At 62.7% G+C, this 18,001-nt stretch carries 16 protein-coding genes; 10 read left to right on the plus strand and 6 right to left on the minus strand.

The annotated features are described in order from the left end of the window. The first annotated feature begins 20 nt into the window (after nt 1–20). A complete protein-coding gene (locus GLL_RS21625) occupies nt 21–944 on the plus strand; it encodes a hypothetical protein (protein WP_011144186.1) in 924 nt (307 codons plus the stop codon). A gap of 4 nt (nt 945–948) precedes the next feature. Here the strand turns inward: GLL_RS21625 and GLL_RS21630 are convergent, their stop codons facing one another. Beyond that, complete coding sequence (locus GLL_RS21630; protein WP_011144187.1) at nt 949–1,689, minus strand: SDR family oxidoreductase; 741 nt, start codon at nt 1,687–1,689, stop codon at nt 949–951. Nucleotides 1,690–1,793: 104 nt separating this feature from the next. On the opposite strand from GLL_RS21630, the gene GLL_RS21635 reads away from it, so the two are divergent. Next, on the plus strand, nt 1,794–2,120 hold the full coding sequence (locus GLL_RS21635; protein WP_011144188.1) for a winged helix-turn-helix transcriptional regulator: 327 nt from the start codon (nt 1,794–1,796) through the stop codon (nt 2,118–2,120). Between the two features lie 150 nt (nt 2,121–2,270). Here the strand turns inward: GLL_RS21635 and GLL_RS21640 are convergent, their stop codons facing one another. Both GLL_RS21640 and GLL_RS21645 read right to left on the minus strand, forming a co-directional pair. Beyond that, on the minus strand, nt 2,271–2,588 hold the full coding sequence (locus tag GLL_RS21640; RefSeq protein WP_164929470.1) for a type II toxin-antitoxin system VapC family toxin: 318 nt from the start codon (nt 2,586–2,588) through the stop codon (nt 2,271–2,273). Then, nucleotides 2,585–2,842, minus strand: a complete 258-nt coding sequence (locus tag GLL_RS21645) for a DUF2281 domain-containing protein (protein ID WP_011144189.1) — start codon at nt 2,840–2,842, stop codon at nt 2,585–2,587. Before GLL_RS21645 ends, GLL_RS21640 begins: the two co-directional genes overlap by 4 nt. Nucleotides 2,843–3,045: 203 nt before the next feature. Here GLL_RS21645 and sppA point away from each other — a divergent pair, with 203 nt between their 5' ends. The 3 genes from sppA (at nt 3,046) to GLL_RS21660 (ending at nt 5,576) form a co-directional block, all read left to right on the plus strand. Continuing rightward, on the plus strand, nt 3,046–4,818 hold the full coding sequence (gene sppA / locus GLL_RS21650) for a signal peptide peptidase SppA (protein WP_164929471.1): 1,773 nt from the start codon (nt 3,046–3,048) through the stop codon (nt 4,816–4,818). A gap of 56 nt (nt 4,819–4,874) precedes the next feature. Continuing rightward, nucleotides 4,875–5,210, plus strand: coding sequence for a DUF433 domain-containing protein (locus GLL_RS21655; RefSeq protein ID WP_011144191.1), 336 nt, complete (start codon nt 4,875–4,877; stop codon nt 5,208–5,210). 96 nt (nt 5,211–5,306) lie between these two features. Continuing rightward, nucleotides 5,307–5,576: a hypothetical protein gene (locus GLL_RS21660; RefSeq protein ID WP_011144192.1), complete on the plus strand. Its 270-nt coding sequence runs from the start codon at nt 5,307–5,309 to the stop codon at nt 5,574–5,576. Here GLL_RS21660 and GLL_RS21665 read toward each other — a convergent pair. Both GLL_RS21665 and GLL_RS21670 read right to left on the minus strand, forming a co-directional pair. Beyond that, nucleotides 5,573–5,809, minus strand: a complete 237-nt coding sequence (locus GLL_RS21665) for a hypothetical protein (protein ID WP_164929472.1) — start codon at nt 5,807–5,809, stop codon at nt 5,573–5,575. The genes GLL_RS21660 and GLL_RS21665 overlap by 4 nt on opposite strands. Nucleotides 5,810–5,853: 44 nt before the next feature. Further along, nucleotides 5,854–6,828, minus strand: a complete 975-nt coding sequence (locus GLL_RS21670) for an ABC transporter ATP-binding protein (protein ID WP_011144194.1) — start codon at nt 6,826–6,828, stop codon at nt 5,854–5,856. Between the two features lie 211 nt (nt 6,829–7,039). Between GLL_RS21670 and GLL_RS21675 the strand changes: the two genes are divergently transcribed. From GLL_RS21675 to GLL_RS21695, 5 genes are all read left to right on the plus strand, one after another. Further along, nucleotides 7,040–8,875, plus strand: coding sequence for a response regulator (locus GLL_RS21675; RefSeq protein WP_011144195.1), 1,836 nt, complete (start codon nt 7,040–7,042; stop codon nt 8,873–8,875). Next, complete coding sequence (locus GLL_RS21680; protein ID WP_011144196.1) at nt 8,875–10,935, plus strand: ATP-binding protein; 2,061 nt, start codon at nt 8,875–8,877, stop codon at nt 10,933–10,935. Before GLL_RS21675 ends, GLL_RS21680 begins: the two co-directional genes overlap by 1 nt. Then, complete coding sequence (locus GLL_RS21685; protein ID WP_011144197.1) at nt 10,932–11,318, plus strand: response regulator; 387 nt, start codon at nt 10,932–10,934, stop codon at nt 11,316–11,318. The genes GLL_RS21680 and GLL_RS21685 overlap by 4 nt, the downstream gene beginning before the upstream one ends. Before the next feature lie 150 nt (nt 11,319–11,468). After that, the gene (locus GLL_RS21690) at nt 11,469–11,972 is read left to right on the plus strand and encodes a universal stress protein (RefSeq protein WP_011144198.1); all 504 of its coding nucleotides are present in this window, start codon (nt 11,469–11,471) and stop codon (nt 11,970–11,972) included. Nucleotides 11,973–12,109: 137 nt separating this feature from the next. Continuing rightward, nucleotides 12,110–14,854: a cation-translocating P-type ATPase gene (locus GLL_RS21695; RefSeq protein WP_197530065.1), complete on the plus strand. Its 2,745-nt coding sequence runs from the start codon at nt 12,110–12,112 to the stop codon at nt 14,852–14,854. 26 nt (nt 14,855–14,880) lie between these two features. Here GLL_RS21695 and GLL_RS21700 read toward each other — a convergent pair whose 3' ends face one another. Then, nucleotides 14,881–17,847 carry an FG-GAP repeat domain-containing protein gene (locus GLL_RS21700; protein ID WP_011144200.1) on the minus strand — a complete coding sequence of 989 codons (2,967 nt, stop codon included), beginning with the start codon at nt 17,845–17,847 and terminating at the stop codon, nt 14,881–14,883. Nucleotides 17,848–18,001: the final 154 nt, after the last annotated feature.

The raw sequence follows: 18,001 nt of genomic DNA on the forward strand, positions 1-18,001 counted from the left end.
CGTCGCAACCCTACCCCGCCATGCACCGACAAGCCGCCGTCCTGTTTGCCATGCTGGCCGTTTTGGCGCCACCGGTCGGCGCCCAGCCGGGCCAACCCCCCACCCTCGACATTCGCATCGAGACGGACAGTGCCGGTGAACTGGAGCGCAAACTCACAGGCCGCCGATTGTGGAGCGCCCTCAATCCGAACTTCACGGTGCGCACACCGATCGGTCCCTATCCGGTGGACCTAGGAAGCGACGCGGGTCGCAACAAAGCGCGCGAGGGCTTCGGCTTTGTAGTGGGGCTGGTGACGGGCCAACAGCAGCGAATGCCCTTTATCAGTTCGGTGGTGCGCCGCGTCTACAACCGGGTGATCTCGACGGAGCCCAACCTCGACAAGCTGCTGGCGGCCGTCGCTGCGAGCAATCCCGACATCGACATCGCCGATCCCCGGGTGCTGAAGATCCTGCGGCGCAACGGCGCCGATCTGGTCAACACCCTGATGGGAATTTTGAGCGAGCCCAATTCGATTGCTTTGCTGGCCCTGGTCGAACCGGATCTGGCCGCTCGCGCCTATCAACTTTCGCTGAAAAATCGCCTGGAGCGGCGCGGCAACTGGGATCCGCCCGGTAACCTGCAACTGGAAAAGCAGATAGCCGCGCTTGAAGCGGAATTGACCGCCCCCGGCCGCGACGAAGCAGAGCGGCTGGTCGCCCTGCAGCGGCTGCTCAAAGACCAGGGCATCCCGATTCCAGACACGATCGAGGGTGGCCAGGAGCTGGCGGACCGGCTGTTCGTGCGTTTTGAAGAAGTGCTCGACGGCAAAAACCGGCCTGTGACCATCGATGTCATCGGACGCGATCCCACAAGCGGTCTGGCTAAGCTCTTCGCCCGGCTCGACGAGCGCATCGCCCGCCTGGAGAGCGAAGAAGCCGCTCCGGCAGCCGCCGTCTCCCGCTAGTTGCTCAAATGGCTCCGCCGCTGGCACTGATGCGCTGTCCGGTCACCCAGCGCGCCTCCTCGCTTGCCAGAAAGATTACCACGTCGGCCACATCGCGCGGCTCGCCGAGCCGCCCAAAGGGCGACATCTGCTCGGCCATTTTTTTCATCTCCAGCGGGGCCGCCGCCTCGAACATCTCGGTATCCGTGGGTCCAGGCATGACCGTATTGACCGTGATACCGCGCGCACCCAGTTCTTTTGAGAGCGACATACTGAATCCTTCGATGGCCGCTTTGCTGCCGGCGTAGGCCGTGGCGCCGGCGGCACCGGTCGCGGTGCCGCCGGTGGTGACGCTCACAATACGGCCGCCCGCCGCCATGCGCGCGGCGGCCCGCTGCAGAGCAAAGAACACCCCCCGGGCGTTGAGGGTGAACAGCCTGTCGAATTCCGCTTCGCTAATGTCGACCATCGGCTTCATGATCGACAACCCGGCGTTGTTGACAAGAATATCGAGCCGCCCGAAGCGCGCAAACGTTTCGTCGAACAGCGCGTCGATCTGCTCGACGCGACTGACATCCGCCTGGACGGCGATCGCCTGCCCACCCGCCGCCTCGATGGTTTGCACCACTTCCCGGGCTTTGTCCTTGCTGCCCGCGTAGTTGACGACAACCGAGGCCCCTTTGCTTGCGAGGCCCTCGGCGATGGCCCGGCCGATGCCGCGCGACGCCCCCGTGACAATGGCCACCTTTCCTTGCAACGAAGACATGCGCCAACCCTCGCTCTTGACGATCACCATCCTATTTTGCGGCTTACGATAATGGAAGTACTTACCGAAAAGTAAGTCGAAGTCGGGATAGGCGGAGGCGCGGCGTGGAGCGAACGGAGCTGGAGGGCACCCAGTGGGTGCGCGCGACCCTGGACGTCCTGGGGGGCAAATGGAAAATCTTGATACTTTGGCACCTGCGCAACGGCGCCAAGCGGTACAGCGTATTGCGGCGATCGATTCCGGAAATTTCCGAGAAAATGCTTATCTCACAACTGAAAGAGCTGGAAAAAGACGGGATTGTCCGCCGCACCGTCCTGCGCAGCGTGCCGCCGCAGGTCGAATACGCCTTCACCCCCCACGGCGACACCCTGTTACCGGTGCTGGAGGCACTGTGTACCTGGGGCGAGCACCACGAAAAACGGTCGGAATAATTTACGCAGAAATGACCGATGGCGGGCCGACAATTGAAATGTTTTCAGATTGAAATAGTTGCCAATCTTGAATGTCATAGGTGTAGATCTTGCTCACTCCGGACACCAATGCAGTTGCCGCATGTCTGGCATCATGAATTCTTCGAGCTGTCAGGTTATGATTCGCGGACATTTCCAACATTTTAAGCGCGCTGCCAAATTGGTTTCCAATATCCTGATTTTTGAAGGTGGCTGCACCAACAGACCAACAGAACTACAAGCAACTTCAGGAGTTTGTGGAGGGCGTGCGCCAACCCAGGTCAGGGCGGCGTACACCTCGCTCAAGACTCCCACTGACGTACAAGCTTCGACTTCCCCTCTGCGGGCCGCTTCCACAATATGAAGAGCCTCGTCATGGCGCAGATCCGCGCTCATTAAAGCTCCTATAAACAAACCCGCATCTAGAAATACCAGGTCTGTAGTTTTCATTCGTAAGTCGCGTCTTTCCAGCCTTGTGGAACATAACCGTCCAGTACCGGTAAAGGCTGCAGATCAGGAAAAGAAGTTTGCGAAACAGAATTTTTTTGTTCGGTTGGTGCTTCGTTGGGCAATGAGGGTGGCTGGGATGTCGTCGTCGTATTTTGCAGTTTGTGTTGCAGAAATTCTACAAAATCCAGGACTTCACTGACTTGCGGTTCCGGCAGAGTCTTGACCAGTTCGTAGATCTTTTCGGGGACGTTCATGCCAGCTCGAACTCATTCAACCCTTCTATCTTCGCATCGGCTCAGGTAAACTCGGGCCTGTCGAAAAATCCGCCAAAGTGGTCGTGTCACCAACAACGTCGACGCTGCCCCGCGGCACGATTATGGTTCACTCACGATCTGGCAATGGCCGGGATACTGCGTCGCTTTGTTACGATCGCCCTGTTGGTCCTGGCGGGAAGAACGTGGGTACCCTCAAAAAAATCGGGGTCTGGCTGGGGCGCATCCTCGCGGTGATTGGCGCTCTTGTGGTGGTGCTGGTGGTTGTGGCCGTGCTGGGGTTGCTGCTGTTGGGCCGTGGGCCGCAGATTGCCGACAACTCGGTACTGGAAATCAAACTTTCCGGCGATCTGCCGGAAAAAGCCTCCGAAGACCCGATCGCCGGGCTGTTGGGTACCCCTGCCCTGACTTTTAAAGATGCGCTCGACAACCTCAAAAAAGCGGCAATAGACACGCGCATCAAGGGGGTGGTGCTGCGCCTCGACGGCACCAGCTTGGGTTGGGCGAGAGTTGAAGAATTGCGAGAGGCGTTGATGCAATTTCGCCAAACCGGCAAATTTGCCGTGGGCTACGCCGAGGGAATAAGCGAGCGGGGGTATTACCTGGCGCTTGCCCTCGACCGCTTTTACCTGCCGCCCACGGGCGGCTTCGAGATGAACGGCCTAGTCAGTTCCAACTCCCACCTGCCGGGATTGCTTGCCAAAATTGGCATCGGCGTGCAGTACTTTCGCTACGGCAAATATAAATCCGTCAGCGGCGAGACCTTCGGCCAGCCGGCATTCAGCGAGCCGGTCAAAGAGATGATCAACTTCAACCTCACCGAGCAGTACGAGACTTTCGTGGGCGCCGTGGCTACCGCCCGCAAGCTCCCCGCATCCGAAGTGCGCCGGCTCATCGACACCAACCGGCCCACCGCTGAATGGGCACTCGCCAACAAGCTCATCGACGGCATCGCTTACTGGGACGAGGTAGAGGCGGGCCTCAAAAAGCAGGCGGGCATCGCAGCGGATAAAGATCTGCCGAAAGTGAGCGCCACCGAGTACGCGCGTGTGAGCCTGGAGGAACTGGGTCTCAACCGGGGGCCGAACAAAATTGGCTATATCGTCGCCGAGGGCTTGGTGGTCTCCGGGGGCAGCGGCCCTGTCAATCCGCTTTCCGGAGGGCCGGTGCAGGGGTCTGAACCGCTCATCAAGGCTCTGCGCGAAGCGGGCCGGCGCGAGGACATCAAGGCGGTGGTGATGCGGGTCAACTCCCCCGGTGGGGCGGGTCTGGGGTGCGACCTGGTGCGCCGGGAAGTCGAACGGTTGCGCGCCAAAAAGCCCGTCGTCGTCTCGATGGGCGATTCGGCCGCGAGCGGCGGCTACTGGATCGCAATGGACGCCAGTGCGATCGTCGCCCAGCCTTCCACCCAGACGGGATCGATCGGCATCTTCGCGGTAATCCCTAACGTCGAGCAATTGAACCGCGACCTCACCCTCACCCCGGAAGTGTTCAAGCGCGGGGCACGCGCCGACGTTTTAAGCGGCAACCGGCCGCTCAACCCCGAAGAGGCAAAGATCTTCGATCAGGAATTGCTCTCAAGCTACCGCCGCTTCGTGGCCCTTGCCGCCAAGGGCCGCAACAAAACGGTCCCCCAGATGGAAGCACTCGCCCAGGGCCGTACCTGGCTGGGTCGCAAAGCCCTCGAATTAGGGCTGGTGGACCGATTGGGCGGCATCGATACGGCCATTGCCCTGGCGGCGGAAAAAGCGAAAGTTGCTCCCGACACGGTAGCCCTTGAGCGACTCGAAGGCGAGCAGAGCACGCTCGCAAGCCTACTTGGCGCCGAAGCCACCCGCATGGCGCTGCGCAGCCTGGGCATCGAGCGGACGGTAAGCCGCCTGGCGCCGCCGTTCAGCCTCGATGTGCTCCTGAGTGAGCATCTCTATCCGCTTGCATTGCCGCAGCGTTTCGAGTAAGGACTGCTTCAAAACCCTGTGATAGCGTTGAGGCAGTCGAAAGACGGAGGTGATGTATGGTGCCGGTGATCTCCGAACACATCGAAATTACGCCGGGGGTTTGTGGCGGCAGACCCCGCATTGCCAGTCATCGGATCAGGGTGCAGGATATTGTACTCTGCCATGAACGGATGGGCATGTCTCCGGATGAGATCATCCTGCACCATCCAAGTATTACCCTTGCCGATGTCTATGCCGCCCTCACTTACTATCACGATCATCTACAGGAAATTCAACAACAAATTGCAGGAGATGAAATCTTTGCCCGGGAGATGGAAGCGCAGACGACTTCACTTGTGCAGCAAAAACTGAAAGATCCGAATGTCAAGAACGATTCGGTTTCATTTGGATGAAAACGTCAGCAACGCAGTGGCTGCAGGTTTGCGCCAGCGTGGGGTCGATACCACGACCAGCTTGGAAGTAGATTTGATTTCTGCGCCGGATGCCGCATGGAAGATGCGATCGCCCACTTGGCGGGCGTGCTGAGTGCCATCGACGGATTTATCGCCCATCGGGATTATCTGGCCTTCGACGGCGAAGTGCTCACCCTGATCGAATTTGCCTCAACCCCGGCGCTTGACCGCTGGCGCGATCACCCCGAACATATACTGGCAAAACTGCGCGACGGGCAGCGCACGATGGCCTCCTGGACCGTCGAGATTGGCGAAGTGCTCGAAAGATACGACTCGGCTCATCCGCGTTTTACCCGGGAAGCTTAAAAGTCTTTCCAGGAGCGTTTTTCGTAGGGCAGTTCTTCCGGTTCCTCGAAGCGTGCGTCTGCCCAAACACCGGCCAGGCGCACGAAATACCCTGCGGGCCAGTCCTTTTCGGCTTCAACGGCGTCGGTAACCAGTTCGATGAGGTATTGGGACAGGCTGAGACCTTTGCGCTCCGCCTGGGAACGCAGCCGCTCCGCCACATCCTCTGAAACTTCAAAATCAAGCCGTATCATCGCTTTGCCGCCAGTCACGACGCACATGTTCCAGTGTCGCACCGTCAGGTATCGAGAACACGGCCCTGGTGCTCGGCGACTTTGGCCTGAAAAAATTCTTCCAGCGAGCGTCGCTCCAGTTTGAGGTCGATCAACACTGCCTGGGGCGGCAGTTGGGCCGTAAATTGGGCCACCGGCACCTTCAGCCGTCCCCGCACCCGCTCGCCGCACTGCTCGCTATGGCTGAGCAGGTGGGAGAGCTGGGCAATACTGGCACCCGCCACTTCGGCGCTGTAGGTCTGCTCGGTGCCCAATAGCTCACCCAGGCTGCCGCAGCTGACTAGTGCGCCCTGCACCAACAGCCCGATGCGGTCGCAGAGCACTTCGACATCGGTAAGGATATGGCTGTTGAAAAAAACCGTTTTGCCCTCGGCGCGCAACTGCAGGATGATCTCGCGGATCTGGCGGCGGCCGGCGGGGTCGAGCCCCGACATCGGCTCGTCGAGAAAGACCAGTTGCGGGTCGTTGATGAGCGCCTGGGCAAGGCCGATGCGTTGAAGCATGCCCTTGGAATATTTGCGCAGGGGGCGCCTGGCGGCCTCACGCGAAAGACCCACCCGGTCGAGCAACCCAGAGATGCGCCCGGCGAGCACGCCCCCGGACAGCCCGAAGAGCTCGCCCACAAAGCGCAGCGTCTCCTCGCCCGTCAGGTACTCATAAAAATAGGGGTTCTCCGGCAGATAGCCGAGGCGCGCTTTGACGGCTGCGTCGCCCAGCGGCTGACCCAATAGTGTGGCCTTTCCGGCACTCGGGCGCACGATGCCCAAAAGCACCTTCAGCAGCGTGGTCTTGCCGGCACCGTTGGGACCGAGCAACCCAAAAGTCTCGCCGGCAAACACCTCTAAAGTGCAGCCGCGCAACGGCGAGACGACCCGGTTGAGCCAGAAACCGGTGCGAAAGGATTTACTCAATCCTTCGACGGCGAGGGCGGGTAAAGGGGATTGCCGGCCAGGCTCGGCCGTGGTGGCAGCAGGTTGCATCGTTCGACGGGCACGCTTCGCTACTAGAATGCCCAGGGCGTAACGAGCTGATCTTAGCCCGAAGCGCGAATTGTGAAATTTTGCGCAAAGCTTCGCCGATCGCGAACCGGAGCGCAGTAGAAAATAGACGGCGGGCTGAGGCTTTGTTGCGCGAGCGCAGAGCACGTGCCGCCGGGGTAGCGTGGAAGAGGTTCGAGCGCGCCAGGTTGGTATGAAAGTGCTGTTGGCGGAAGACGACGAATCCGTAGCCGAGGCGCTGCGGGAGTTTCTGGTGCACCAGCGCCACCTGGTGGACGTCGCGGGCGACGGGGAGACGGCCTGGAACTTGATCGAACTGGGCAACTACGACTTGATTTTGCTCGATGTGCTGCTGCCCAAGCTGGATGGGATCAGCCTGTGCCGCCGGTTGCGCTCGAAGGGGCACCGTATGCCGGTGCTGCTTTTGACCGGACTCGATGCGAGCACCGACAAGGTGGCGGGCCTCGATGCCGGAGCGGACGATTATGTCGTCAAACCCTGCGATCTTTCTGAACTGGCGGCGCGCATCCGGGCGCTGTTGCGCCGGGGGGGAGCGGCTTTGCCGCCGGTACTCGAGTGGGGACCGTTGCGCCTCGATCCGAACACCTGCGAGGTGAGTTATCAGGGACAGCCGCTGCACCTGACCCCCAAGGAGTACAACTTGCTGGAGCTGTTTTTGCGCGGTGGGCGGCGGGTCTACAGCCGCCGTGCCATCGTCGATCACCTCTGGCCTTTTGAAGAACCCCCCGAGGAAGATACCGTCAAAGCCCATGTCAAGGGACTGCGCCACAAATTGCGCGCCGTGGGCGCCCCCGCGGACCTCATCGAAACGGTCTACGGCCTGGGATACCGCCTCAAACCCCAGGCAGGCGCCGACGCCGAAGCGCTCACAGTGGCCGTCTCGCCCGCTTCGATGCGCCAGAAACTGCATTCGGCCCTGGCCGGGGTCTGGGAGCGCAGCAAAGCCAATGTACTGGCCCGCGTGGCGGTGCTGGAGCGCGCGAGCCTCGCCATGCTCGAAGCACGCCTCGACGATGCGCTCAGGCAGCAGGCCGAGCACGAAGCCCACAAGCTTGCAGGCTCGCTGGGGACTTTTGGTTTTAGCGAGGGTTCGCGCCTGGCGCGCTCGATGGAGCAAGCTTTGCAGCCGGGGCTGTCCCTCACCCGCGAGCGGGCGCTGCGCTTTGCCGAGGGGCTCGTCGCCCTGCAGCGCGAACTGGAACGCGCCGCCCCCGCCCCTGAGCGCTCCCCCGAGAATCATCCGCGCGTGCTCGCCGTCGACCCGGACCAACCGCTTGCCCAGGCACTGCAGGCCGCCGCGCGGGAGGTGTTCCTGCTCGATGTCGTCTGCGGCGTGGAGGCGGCGCACGTTTGGATGGAGCACCATCGCCCAGATCTGGTCGTGCTCGACTTGCACCCGGCCTTGGCGGAGCGATTGCCGGCGGCGGACGAAGCGGCGCGCTGGTCGCTTTTGGGGGAACTCGCCGCCCGCCGGCCGCCCATCCCGGCGCTGGTGCTCAGCGATCGCCATTCTTTTGAGGAGCGCATCGAGGCCACCCGGCTCGGCAGCCGTGCATTTCTCGAAAAACCGGTCGGACCGGAGCGGGTGGTCGGCACCGTCGAACGGGTGCTCGAGCGCGCCCGCCGCCGCACCGCCAAGGTGATGATCGTCGATGACGATGCGCCGCTGCTCGCCGCCCTGCGCGCTCTGCTTGCTCCCTGGGGATTGCAGCTGCTCACCCTGGCCGACCCGCTGCAATTTTGGCGGCAGCTTGAATCCTTTCGACCCGATTTGCTGGTGCTCGACGTCGAGATGCCCCACCTGAGCGGCATCGAATTATGCCGGATCGTGCGCGGCGACCCGCAGTGGCAGTGGCTGCCGGTGCTGTTTCTTTCCGCCCATACCGACGAAGAGACCGTCGAGCGCGCCTGGGCCGGCGGAGCCGACGACTTTGTGGCCAAACCCGTCTCCGGTCCGAATCTGGCTATGCGCATTCTCAACCGTCTTGAACGCAGACGCTCCCTGTAATGAACGAATCCTCCCCCTCGCCCGCCAACCTGCACGCCACGCTGCTCAAGGAGCTGGCGGACATCAAGTTTGCTCTCGATCAATCGTCGATTGTGGCGATCACCGACGCGGCGGGGCTGATCGTCTATGTCAACGACAAATTCTGCGAAATCTCACAGTACAGCCGCGCCGAGCTTTTGGGCCAGAACCACCGGATTGTCAACTCCGGCTTCCATCCGTCGGCATTTTTCGAGAACCTCTGGCAGACGATCGCGGGGGGCAAAGTCTGGAGAGGCGAAATCCGCAATCGGGCCAAGGACGGCTCAATCTACTGGGTGGACACGACGATCGTGCCGTTTCTAGACCACCGCGGTCACTCCTACCAGTACGTGTCCATCCGCAACGACATCACCGAGCGCAAGCGCGTCGAGGAAGCCCTGCGCCAGGCCAAAGACGAACTTGAAAGGCGCGTCGCCGAGCGTACCGACGACCTCAGCACCGCCAACGCCCGGCTGCATGGTGAACTGGCCGAGCGCCGCCGCGCCGAAAAAGCGATCGAACTGTTGAGCCACCAAAACGAACTGATCTTGAATTCGGCGGGCGAGGGGATCGTGGGCCTCGATCTGCAGGGGCGGGTGGCGTTCGTCAACCCGGCCGGGGCGCGCATGCTGGGCTGCGAGGTGCACGAACTGCTGGGCCAACCCTTTCACGAGCGGTTGCCCGGTGGGTGGACTGCGCCACCCGCCTATCGGATGAGCGACATCCCGCTTTACGCGTCGCTTATCGACGCCTCTGTGCACCGGGTGGGCAGTATTTGCTTCGGCCGCCGGGACGGCTCGTCATTTCCGGTCGAGTACGTGAGCACCCCGATTCTCGAGCAGGGGCAAACCCTGGGGGCGGTGATCACCTTTCGCGACATTACCGAAAGGCAGGCCGTCGAGCGGCTCAAAGCCGAATTTGTCTCGGTGGTGAGCCACGAACTGCGCACCCCGCTCACCTCTATCCGCGGGGCACTCGGGTTGCTCACCGGCGGGTTGTTGGGGCCGCTGTCCGAAAAAGGCCGGCGCATGCTCGATATTGCCATTGCCAACACCGACCGGCTGGTGCGGCTTATCAACGACATCCTCGACGTCGAGCGCATGGAATCGGGCAAGGTGATTCTGGTGCGCCGGCGCTGCGATCTGGCCGAATTGCTCACCCAATCGGCGGACCTGATGCAGTCAATGGCCCAGCAAGGCGGGGTAATGCTGCTCTGTGAGAGCAAATCCGCACCGCTCTGGGCCGATCCCGACCGCCTTATCCAGACATTTACCAATTTGATCAGCAATGCCATCAAGTTCTCTCCCGCGGGTTCGACGGTGCGGGTGAGCGCCGCGTGCGATGGGCCGCAGGTGCAGGTGCGGGTCGTCGACCAAGGGCGCGGCATCCCGGCGGAAAAACTCGAAAGCATCTTCGAGCGATTCCAGCAGGTCGACGCGAGCGATTCGCGCAAAAAAGGCGGCACCGGCCTGGGTCTGGCGATCTGCCGCAGCATCGTCTTGCAGCACGGCGGTCGGCTCTGGGCGGAAAGTGCCCCCGGCAAAGGCAGCACCTTTGTGCTCACCCTGCCGTTGGCCGTCGGCGAAACGCCCGCCCTTCCGGATACCTCCGCTTCTGCCGACATCCCCAATACGGATGAGAGTGCTTTGAAGGTTTTGGTGGTCGAGGACGATCTCGAACTGGCCCACGTCCTTACCGTGATGTTCGCCCGCTATGGCGTGCAGACTCTCCACGCCCGCACCGCATCCGAGGCGTTCGCTTTTTGTTTGGACCACCACCCCGACTTGTTGGTGCTCGGTCTGCTCCTGACCGACGGCGACGGCTTCGCGGTCGTCAATCGCCTTAGGCAGCACGACCGTCTGCGGTTGATGCCGCTGGTGGTTTATACCGTCCAGGAAATCGATGAAGCCCAGCGCGAACGGCTCAAACTCGGGCCGACCCTGTTTTTTACCAAAAGCCGCATCCCGCCTGTCGAGTTCGAGCATCAGGTTTTAAGGTTGCTGGCGCGTATCGCCCGCGAGCAGGCCGGGGAGGCCGGATGAAGCGCATCCTGGTCATCGACGACGAGGCGGATATCCGCGAAGTGATTCAGCTGACTCTGGAATTGACCCGCGGTTGGGAAATTGTTGCTGCCGAGTCGGGATCAGAAGGGATCGCCTTGGCGACAAGCCGCAATCCGGATGCCATCTTGCTCGATGTGATGATGCCGGAGATGGACGGGGTGTCGACTTTTGCCGGGCTGCAGGCCGAAGCTGCCACCCGTTCGATCCCGGTGGTGCTGCTCACCGCCAAAGTGCAGAGCGCCGACAGGCGTCGCTTCGCCGAACTGGGGGTGGCTGGGGTGATTGCCAAACCCTTTGATCCGATGGGCCTCACCGATCAGCTCGAAGCGCTTTTGGGTTGGAATGCCCGACGCGAAGGCTAGAGCAAGCTTCAGGTTTGCGGAGCCGATATGACTCATTGCGCCGCACGGCTTGCCCCAGGCGGGTTGCAGGCAGCCTTCTCCGGTTTTTCACCATTGCTGCCTACGGTGGAGACACAAGGGCCGATTGCATTGCATCGAAAGGAGCGCACCATGTTTCGCAAAGTACTGGCAGCCATCGACAGTTCCCCGGCAGGCCGCAAGGTTTTTGAAGACGCGCTCGAAGTCGCCCGCCTGCATGGGGCGCAGTTGCTGATTTTGCACGTGCTCACCTACGAAGACGACAACTATCTGGCCAATCCCACCCCCGCCCCGGGCGATTTTTATGCACTCATCGGCGCGACCGCCTTCGAGCGGTATCTAGAATTGCGCGAGACGATGCAAAAAGAGAGCCTCGAGAAACTCACCGCCCTGGTGGAGGAGGCGAGGACCGCCGGTGTCGAGGCAAACCATGCCCAGTATGCGGGTAGCCCCGAGCACGCGATTTGCAAAATGGCCAAGGAGTGGAGCGCGGATCTGATCGTGCTGGGTCGGCGGGGCCGCTCGGGCCTGAGCGAACTGTTCCTGGGCAGCGTCAGCAACCACGTCGTCCACCACGCCCCCTGCGCGGTCTTGGTGCTGCAGCAACTGGTCGCCACCGAGGCAAATCGATCTTAGCCAAATCCTGCGCTATCCTGCGCGGTATTGGTGCTGCAGCAACTGGTCGCCGCCCCGCGCGCGCAGTTCAAGGCGAGCGCCTGAGCGGTACGGACCCCAGCCGCTCGTCCACTGCCGTGACTTCGGGAGACGATGCGATGCGCAACACTCCGATGGAACCTAGCACCCCGGTCTGCCGGCCGGACGGTTGGCACTGCCTGCCGGTGGAGCAGGTGCTCGCTGCACTGGCCACGGAGGCCGAGCGCGGCCTGCCGGGTGCCGAGGCGGCCCGGCGGTTGGCTGAAGGTGGTGCCAACGAACTGGTGGATCGCGGAGCACGCTCGCCGTGGATAATCCTCTGGGAGCAGCTCAGCGCTGTGATGGTACTGATTTTATTGGGGGCAGCGGGATTGTCCCTGGTGCTGGGCAAATGGCTGGAGGCAGGGGCTATCCTCGCCATCGTGGTCCTGTTCGTCGTGTTGGGTTTCCTGCAGGATTACCGGGCCGAAAAGGCGATTGCCGCCCTCAGAAAGCTGGCGGTCCCCGATGTGCGCGTTCGGCGCGACGGCGCTTTGCGCACCGTCGGTGCCCGCGAACTGGTGCCGGGCGATGTGATTGTGCTGGAGGCGGGCAACCTGGTGCCCGCGGATGTGCGCTTCATCGAGTGCACCAATTTGCGCGTGCAGGAGGCGGCCCTCACCGGTGAATCCGAGGCGGTCGAAAAAGACACCGCCCCCTTGGCCCGCGCCGATGTGCCCCTGGGGGACCGGCTGAATATGGGCTACATGGGCACCGTCGTCACCTACGGCCGGGGCAGGGCTGTCGTGGTCGAGACCGGCATGGGCACCGAACTGGGCAAGATTGCCACGCTCATTCAGGAAGTAAAGGCGGAACTGACGCCTTTGCAGCAGCGCCTCGACGCGGTCGGCAAGCAACTGGCCGCCGCCGGAATCGCCGTGGCGGGGCTGATCATGACCGTCGGTCTGAGCGCGGGCGAGCCGCTCGATGGGATGATCCTGACGGCCATCAGCGTGGCGGTTGCTTTTATTCCCGAGGGATTGCCCGCCGTCGTCACCTTCACCCTCGCTCTGGGGGCTCAACGGATGCTGGCCCGCCGGGCGCTCATCCGCAAACTGCCGGCGGTCGAGACCCTGGGCTCGGTGACGACCATCTGTTCCGACAAAACCGGTACGCTCACCGAAAACCGCATGAGCGCCACTGCGGCCTGCGTTGCGGGCCGCTGCCTCCGGCGAGGGGAGAGCGGTGGTTTTGGGGACTCCCCCGCCGCCCTCGAATTGCTGTTGGCGGCAGGAGCCCTGTGCAACGACGCCGTCTGGCAGCCGGACGGCCCGGTGGGCGACCCGACCGAGGGGGCGCTCTTGGCGGCGGCGGTCGAGGCCGGACTGGCGATGGCCGAGTTGCGCCGGGCACTGCCGCGGGTGGCGGAATTGCCCTTCGATTCGGAGCGCAAGCGGATGAGCACCCTGCACCGGTTTGCCCGCTCGATGGCGGATGGTCCGCCTCAGGCGGCCGCTCGGCTCGCGGCGATGGCCGGTACTCCCTACGTCGTCTTCACCAAAGGAGCCCCGGACAGCCTGCTGCCCCTGGCCACCAACCTGTGGGACGGCGAGCGGCCGGTGCCGATGGACGAAGCGAGGGCCGCCCACATCCGCTCGCAGCAGGAAGCCCTGGCCCGGGACGGGATGCGCGTGCTGGGGGTGGCCTTTCGGCCGCTGGCCGAACCGGTGAGCGCCAACGCCCTCGAAGAGCAATTGGTCTTTGTCGGGCTGGTGGGGCTCATCGATCCGCCGCGGCCGGTGGTGCGCCAGGCGGTGCAGACTTGCCTGCGCGCGGGCATCCGCCCGGTGATGATCACCGGCGATCACCCGCTGACCGCCTGCAGTATCGCCCGCGAACTGGGCATCTCCGACGGGGGCGTGGTGCTCAGCGGTGAGCAGTTGAGCCGCATGTCCGCCGAGCAACTCGCCGCCGATGTCGAGACGGTCTCGGTCTACGCCCGGGTGACGCCCGAACACAAGCTCAAAATTGTCGAAGCCCTGCAGCGCAAGGGGCACATCGTCGCGATGACCGGCGATGGGATCAACGACGCCCCGGCGCTCAAAAAAGCCGACATCGGTGTGGCGATGGGCGTCACCGGCACCGACGTCGCCAAGGAAGCGGCGGATATGGTGCTCCTCGACGACGATTTCGCCACGATCGTGGCGGCGGTCGAAGAAGGCCGCATGATTTACGACAACCTGCGGCGGTTTATCAAGTTCGCCGTTGCGGGCAACGTCGGCAAGGTGGGCGTGATGCTCCTGTGGCCAATGCCATTTTTTCTGACGGGTCAACCGCTCGAAAGCACCGTCGCCATCTTGCCGCTGCAGCTTCTGTGGCTCAATTTGATGACCGACGGGCTTTTGGGCCTCAGCATGGGAGTGGAACAGGCAGAAAAGCGCGTCATGCAGCGCCCGCCCCGCTCGCCCGCCGACGGCGTCTTCAGCGACGGCATGGGCTGGCAGGTGGCTTGGGTCGGCGGATTCATCGCCGCCGTCACCCTCGCGGTCGGCTACGGGTACTACCTGCAGGGACTGCCCCAGTGGCAGACGATGATCTTCACAACCCTGGCCTTCCTGCAGATTTTTCAGGCCCTTGCGACCCGTTCGAGCCACGAATCGCTCTGGCGCTTGGGACTGTTCACCAACCGGCTGATGGTGCTGGTCATCTTCCTGATTGTCCTATTGCAGGTGGCTGCCCTCACCGTGCCGCCGCTGCGCGACATATTTCTCAGACTTACCCCGCTGTCGCCCGTCGACTTTTTGTTGTGCGTCGGGCTGGGCGGCACGCTGCTCCTGGCTGTCGAGGCTGAAAAGTGGCTGTTGCGCCGTCGGCAAGCCCGCTGATTCGCACGCGGCAAGTCACAAACCCCTCAGCGCGGTCCCTGAATCTGCCAGCCGGTGGGAGCCACCGACGTGAGCGGAGCGCTCGATACAAAGGTGGTTCTATCCATCAGCCAGACGGTATTCGCCCCGGTGGCGCCGTTGCGCCAGAGAATATCCGCCTTGCCGTCGCCGTTGTAGTCGCCGCTGCCGCCGATGCGCCAGTTGAGATCTGTGACGCTTGTAAGGGCGATGCTGGCCACAAAGGCGGTGCCGTTCATCTGCCAGACGGTGTTCGCTCCGGTGGCGCCGTTGCGCCAGAGAATGTCCGTCTTGCCGTCGCCGGTCAGATCCCCCGTGCCGCCCATCACCCAGCTGGGATCGGCCACCGTCGGCAGTGCGACACTCGCTACAAACGTGGTTCTGTCCATCCGCCAGATGGTGTTCGCCCCGGTAGCTCCGTTGCGCCAGAGAATATCCGCTTTGCCGTCACCGGTGAAATCGCGCACCCCCTGCACCTGCCAGTTGGGATCGCTCACCCCCGACAGGTCGATAAAGCTGGTGTAGACGCCGTTGTTGAGGATCCAGACCCGGTTGATGCCGAGAACGGCGTTGCGCCAGAGGATGTCCCGCTGACCGTCACCGTTGAAATCAGCGCTGCCGCCGATGCGCCAGTTCGGATCGCCCACCGTCGGTAAGGCAAGGGTAGTCAGCAAAGTCGTGCCCTTCATCAACCAGACGGTGTTCTGTCCGGTGGTGGTGTTGCGCCAGAGTATGTCTTCCGGTGTGAGCCGCGAGGTCGTGTTCGAGAGCACCGAAACGTTGTCGGAGAAGTAGTTCGCCGTCGCCACATCAAGATCGCCGTCGCCGTCGAAATCCCCCGCGGCCACAGCAATCGGGTTGTCGCCGGTCGCGAAGTTGGGCACTGCGGTGAAGGTGCCGCTGCTGCCCAGCAAGGCCGTCAGGTTGCTGCCGTTGGTTACCGCCAAGTCGAGATCGCCGTCGCCGTCCAGATCGCCCACCACTGCACCGTTGGGGGTGCCTCCGAGGGCCAGCAGCACCGCCGGAGCAAAGTTGCCGTCGCCGTTGTTTTTCAGAATCGACACGTTGCCGGAGACGTTTGCAGTAGCGATATCCAGGTCGCCGTCGCCGTCGAAGTCGCCCGCAGCCAAACTATAGGGAACGGTCGGCGTGCTGGAGTCCGGGTTGAGCGCAAAGCTGACCGGGGCGGCAAAGCTGCCGCTGCCGGTGTTTTTGAGAATCGCCACACTGTTGGCATTGAAGTTGGCAGTGGCGACATCGAGGTCGCCATCTTTGTCGAGATCGCCCAGGACCACCGCGATCGGGCTGTCGCCCGCCGCAAAATTGGTAGCGGTGCTGAAGCTGCCGTTGCCGTTGTTTTTGAGAATCGAGATATTGTCGGTGCCGAAATTGGCGGCGACGATGTCGAGGTCGCCGTCTTTGTCGAGGTCGCCCACGGTGACGGCACTGGGAGTGGCGCCGACAGTCAGGCCGACGGGAGCGGCGAGGCTGCCTGTACCATTTCCCAACAACACGGCGACACCATCGGGAAAGCGCCTGGCTACCACGACGTCAATATCGCCGTCTTTATCGAGATCGCCCGTGGTGACGGCGTAGGGTGAGCCACCGACGCCGAAGTCGCCGCCGTCGCTGAAGGTGCCGCTGTTGTTCTTGAGGACTGTCACATTCGCCAAAAACCGATTGGCGGCAATCAAGTCCAGGTCCTTATCCTTGTCGAGATCGCCCACGGCGACAGCGGCCGGAAAACCGGCCACCGCAAAGTTGGGGGTGCTGGCGAAAGTGGCGTTGCCCGTGTTTTTGATCACCGACACGTAGACGGTAAACTGATTGGCCAGCGTCAGGTCGAGATCGCCGTCTTTGTCGAGATCGCCTGTGAGCACGCGGGTGGTAAAGCCGCCGGTGGGCACGGCGGTGGCGGCGGCAAAGGTGCCGGTGCCGTTGTTTTTGAGAATCGAGACGACATTGTCGGTGCCGAAGGTGGCGGCGGCAATGTCCAGGTCGCCGTCGCCGTCGAGATCGCCCACGGAGACGGCGTAGGGCTGGTCGGCCACGGTGAGGTCGGTGCGGGCGAAGGTGGCGTTGCCGTTGTTTTTGAGCACCGAGAGATTGTCGGAACCAAAGTTGGCACTCACCAGGTCGAGATCGCCGTCCTTGTCGAAGTCGGCCGCGGCAATCGCGTAGGGCGCGCTACCCGTTGCGACGCCCACAGCGGCGGCGAAGCTGCCGGTGCCGTTGTTTTTGAGAATCGAGACGTTGCTGGAGCCGCCGTTGGCGGTGACCACGTCGAGATCGCCGTCTTTGTCAAGGTCGCCCAGGGCGACGGAGTTGGCGTTCTTGCCGACCCCGAAGTTGACCGGAGCGGCAAAACTGCCGCTGCCGTTGTTTTTGAGCACCGAGGCACTGCCGTTGTAATCCGGGTAACCGCCCCGGTTGGCGGTGACCATGTCCAGGTCGCCGTCACCGTCCAGATCGCCCAGGGCGATACCTGCGGGAGCGTTGCTCACGCCGATGGTCACCGGGGCGGCAAAGGTGGCGTTGCCGTTGTTCTTAAGCACCACCGCGCCGCTGGTGTAATTCGGGTAGCTGCTCTCTTTGGCGGCGACGATGTCCAGGTCGCCGTCGCCATCGACATCGCCCAGGGCGACGGCAACCGGTGGCCCGCCGGTGGCGAAGTCGGCGGCGCTGAAAGTGGCATTGCCGTTGTTTTTGAGAACTGTGACGTTGCCCGTGGCGCCGTTGGCGGTGACCACGTCGAGGTCGCCATCCTTGTCGAGGTCGCCTGCGGCAAGGGCGTAGGGTTCATTGGCCGCCGGGAAGACCCGGGGAGTGGCAAAATCGGCCTGGGCAACAGCGGGCAGTGCGCCCAGCGCCAGAGTAGCGGCAAGCCCCAGGCCCAACAGCCCGGTCCGGATCGAGAATGCACCGGCGGCGTGTCTTCTTGAAATCAAAGGCGACCGGCGCGCGAATAAAGACATCGGAAAAGTCTCAAAGGACACTTTTTGTACAGTACAGCCAACGCTTGCAGCGTACTTGTAGCCGAGGCAACACAACAACACCCCGGACCGGTTGGCGGGATTGAACCCGTAAGCAGCGCCCAGCGTCCAACGGGCGGGATTGGACGGTACAAAC

It is taken from the genome of Gloeobacter violaceus PCC 7421, from assembly GCF_000011385.1.
In the GTDB taxonomy this organism is placed as follows: Bacteria; Cyanobacteriota; Cyanobacteriia; order Gloeobacterales; family Gloeobacteraceae; genus Gloeobacter; species Gloeobacter violaceus.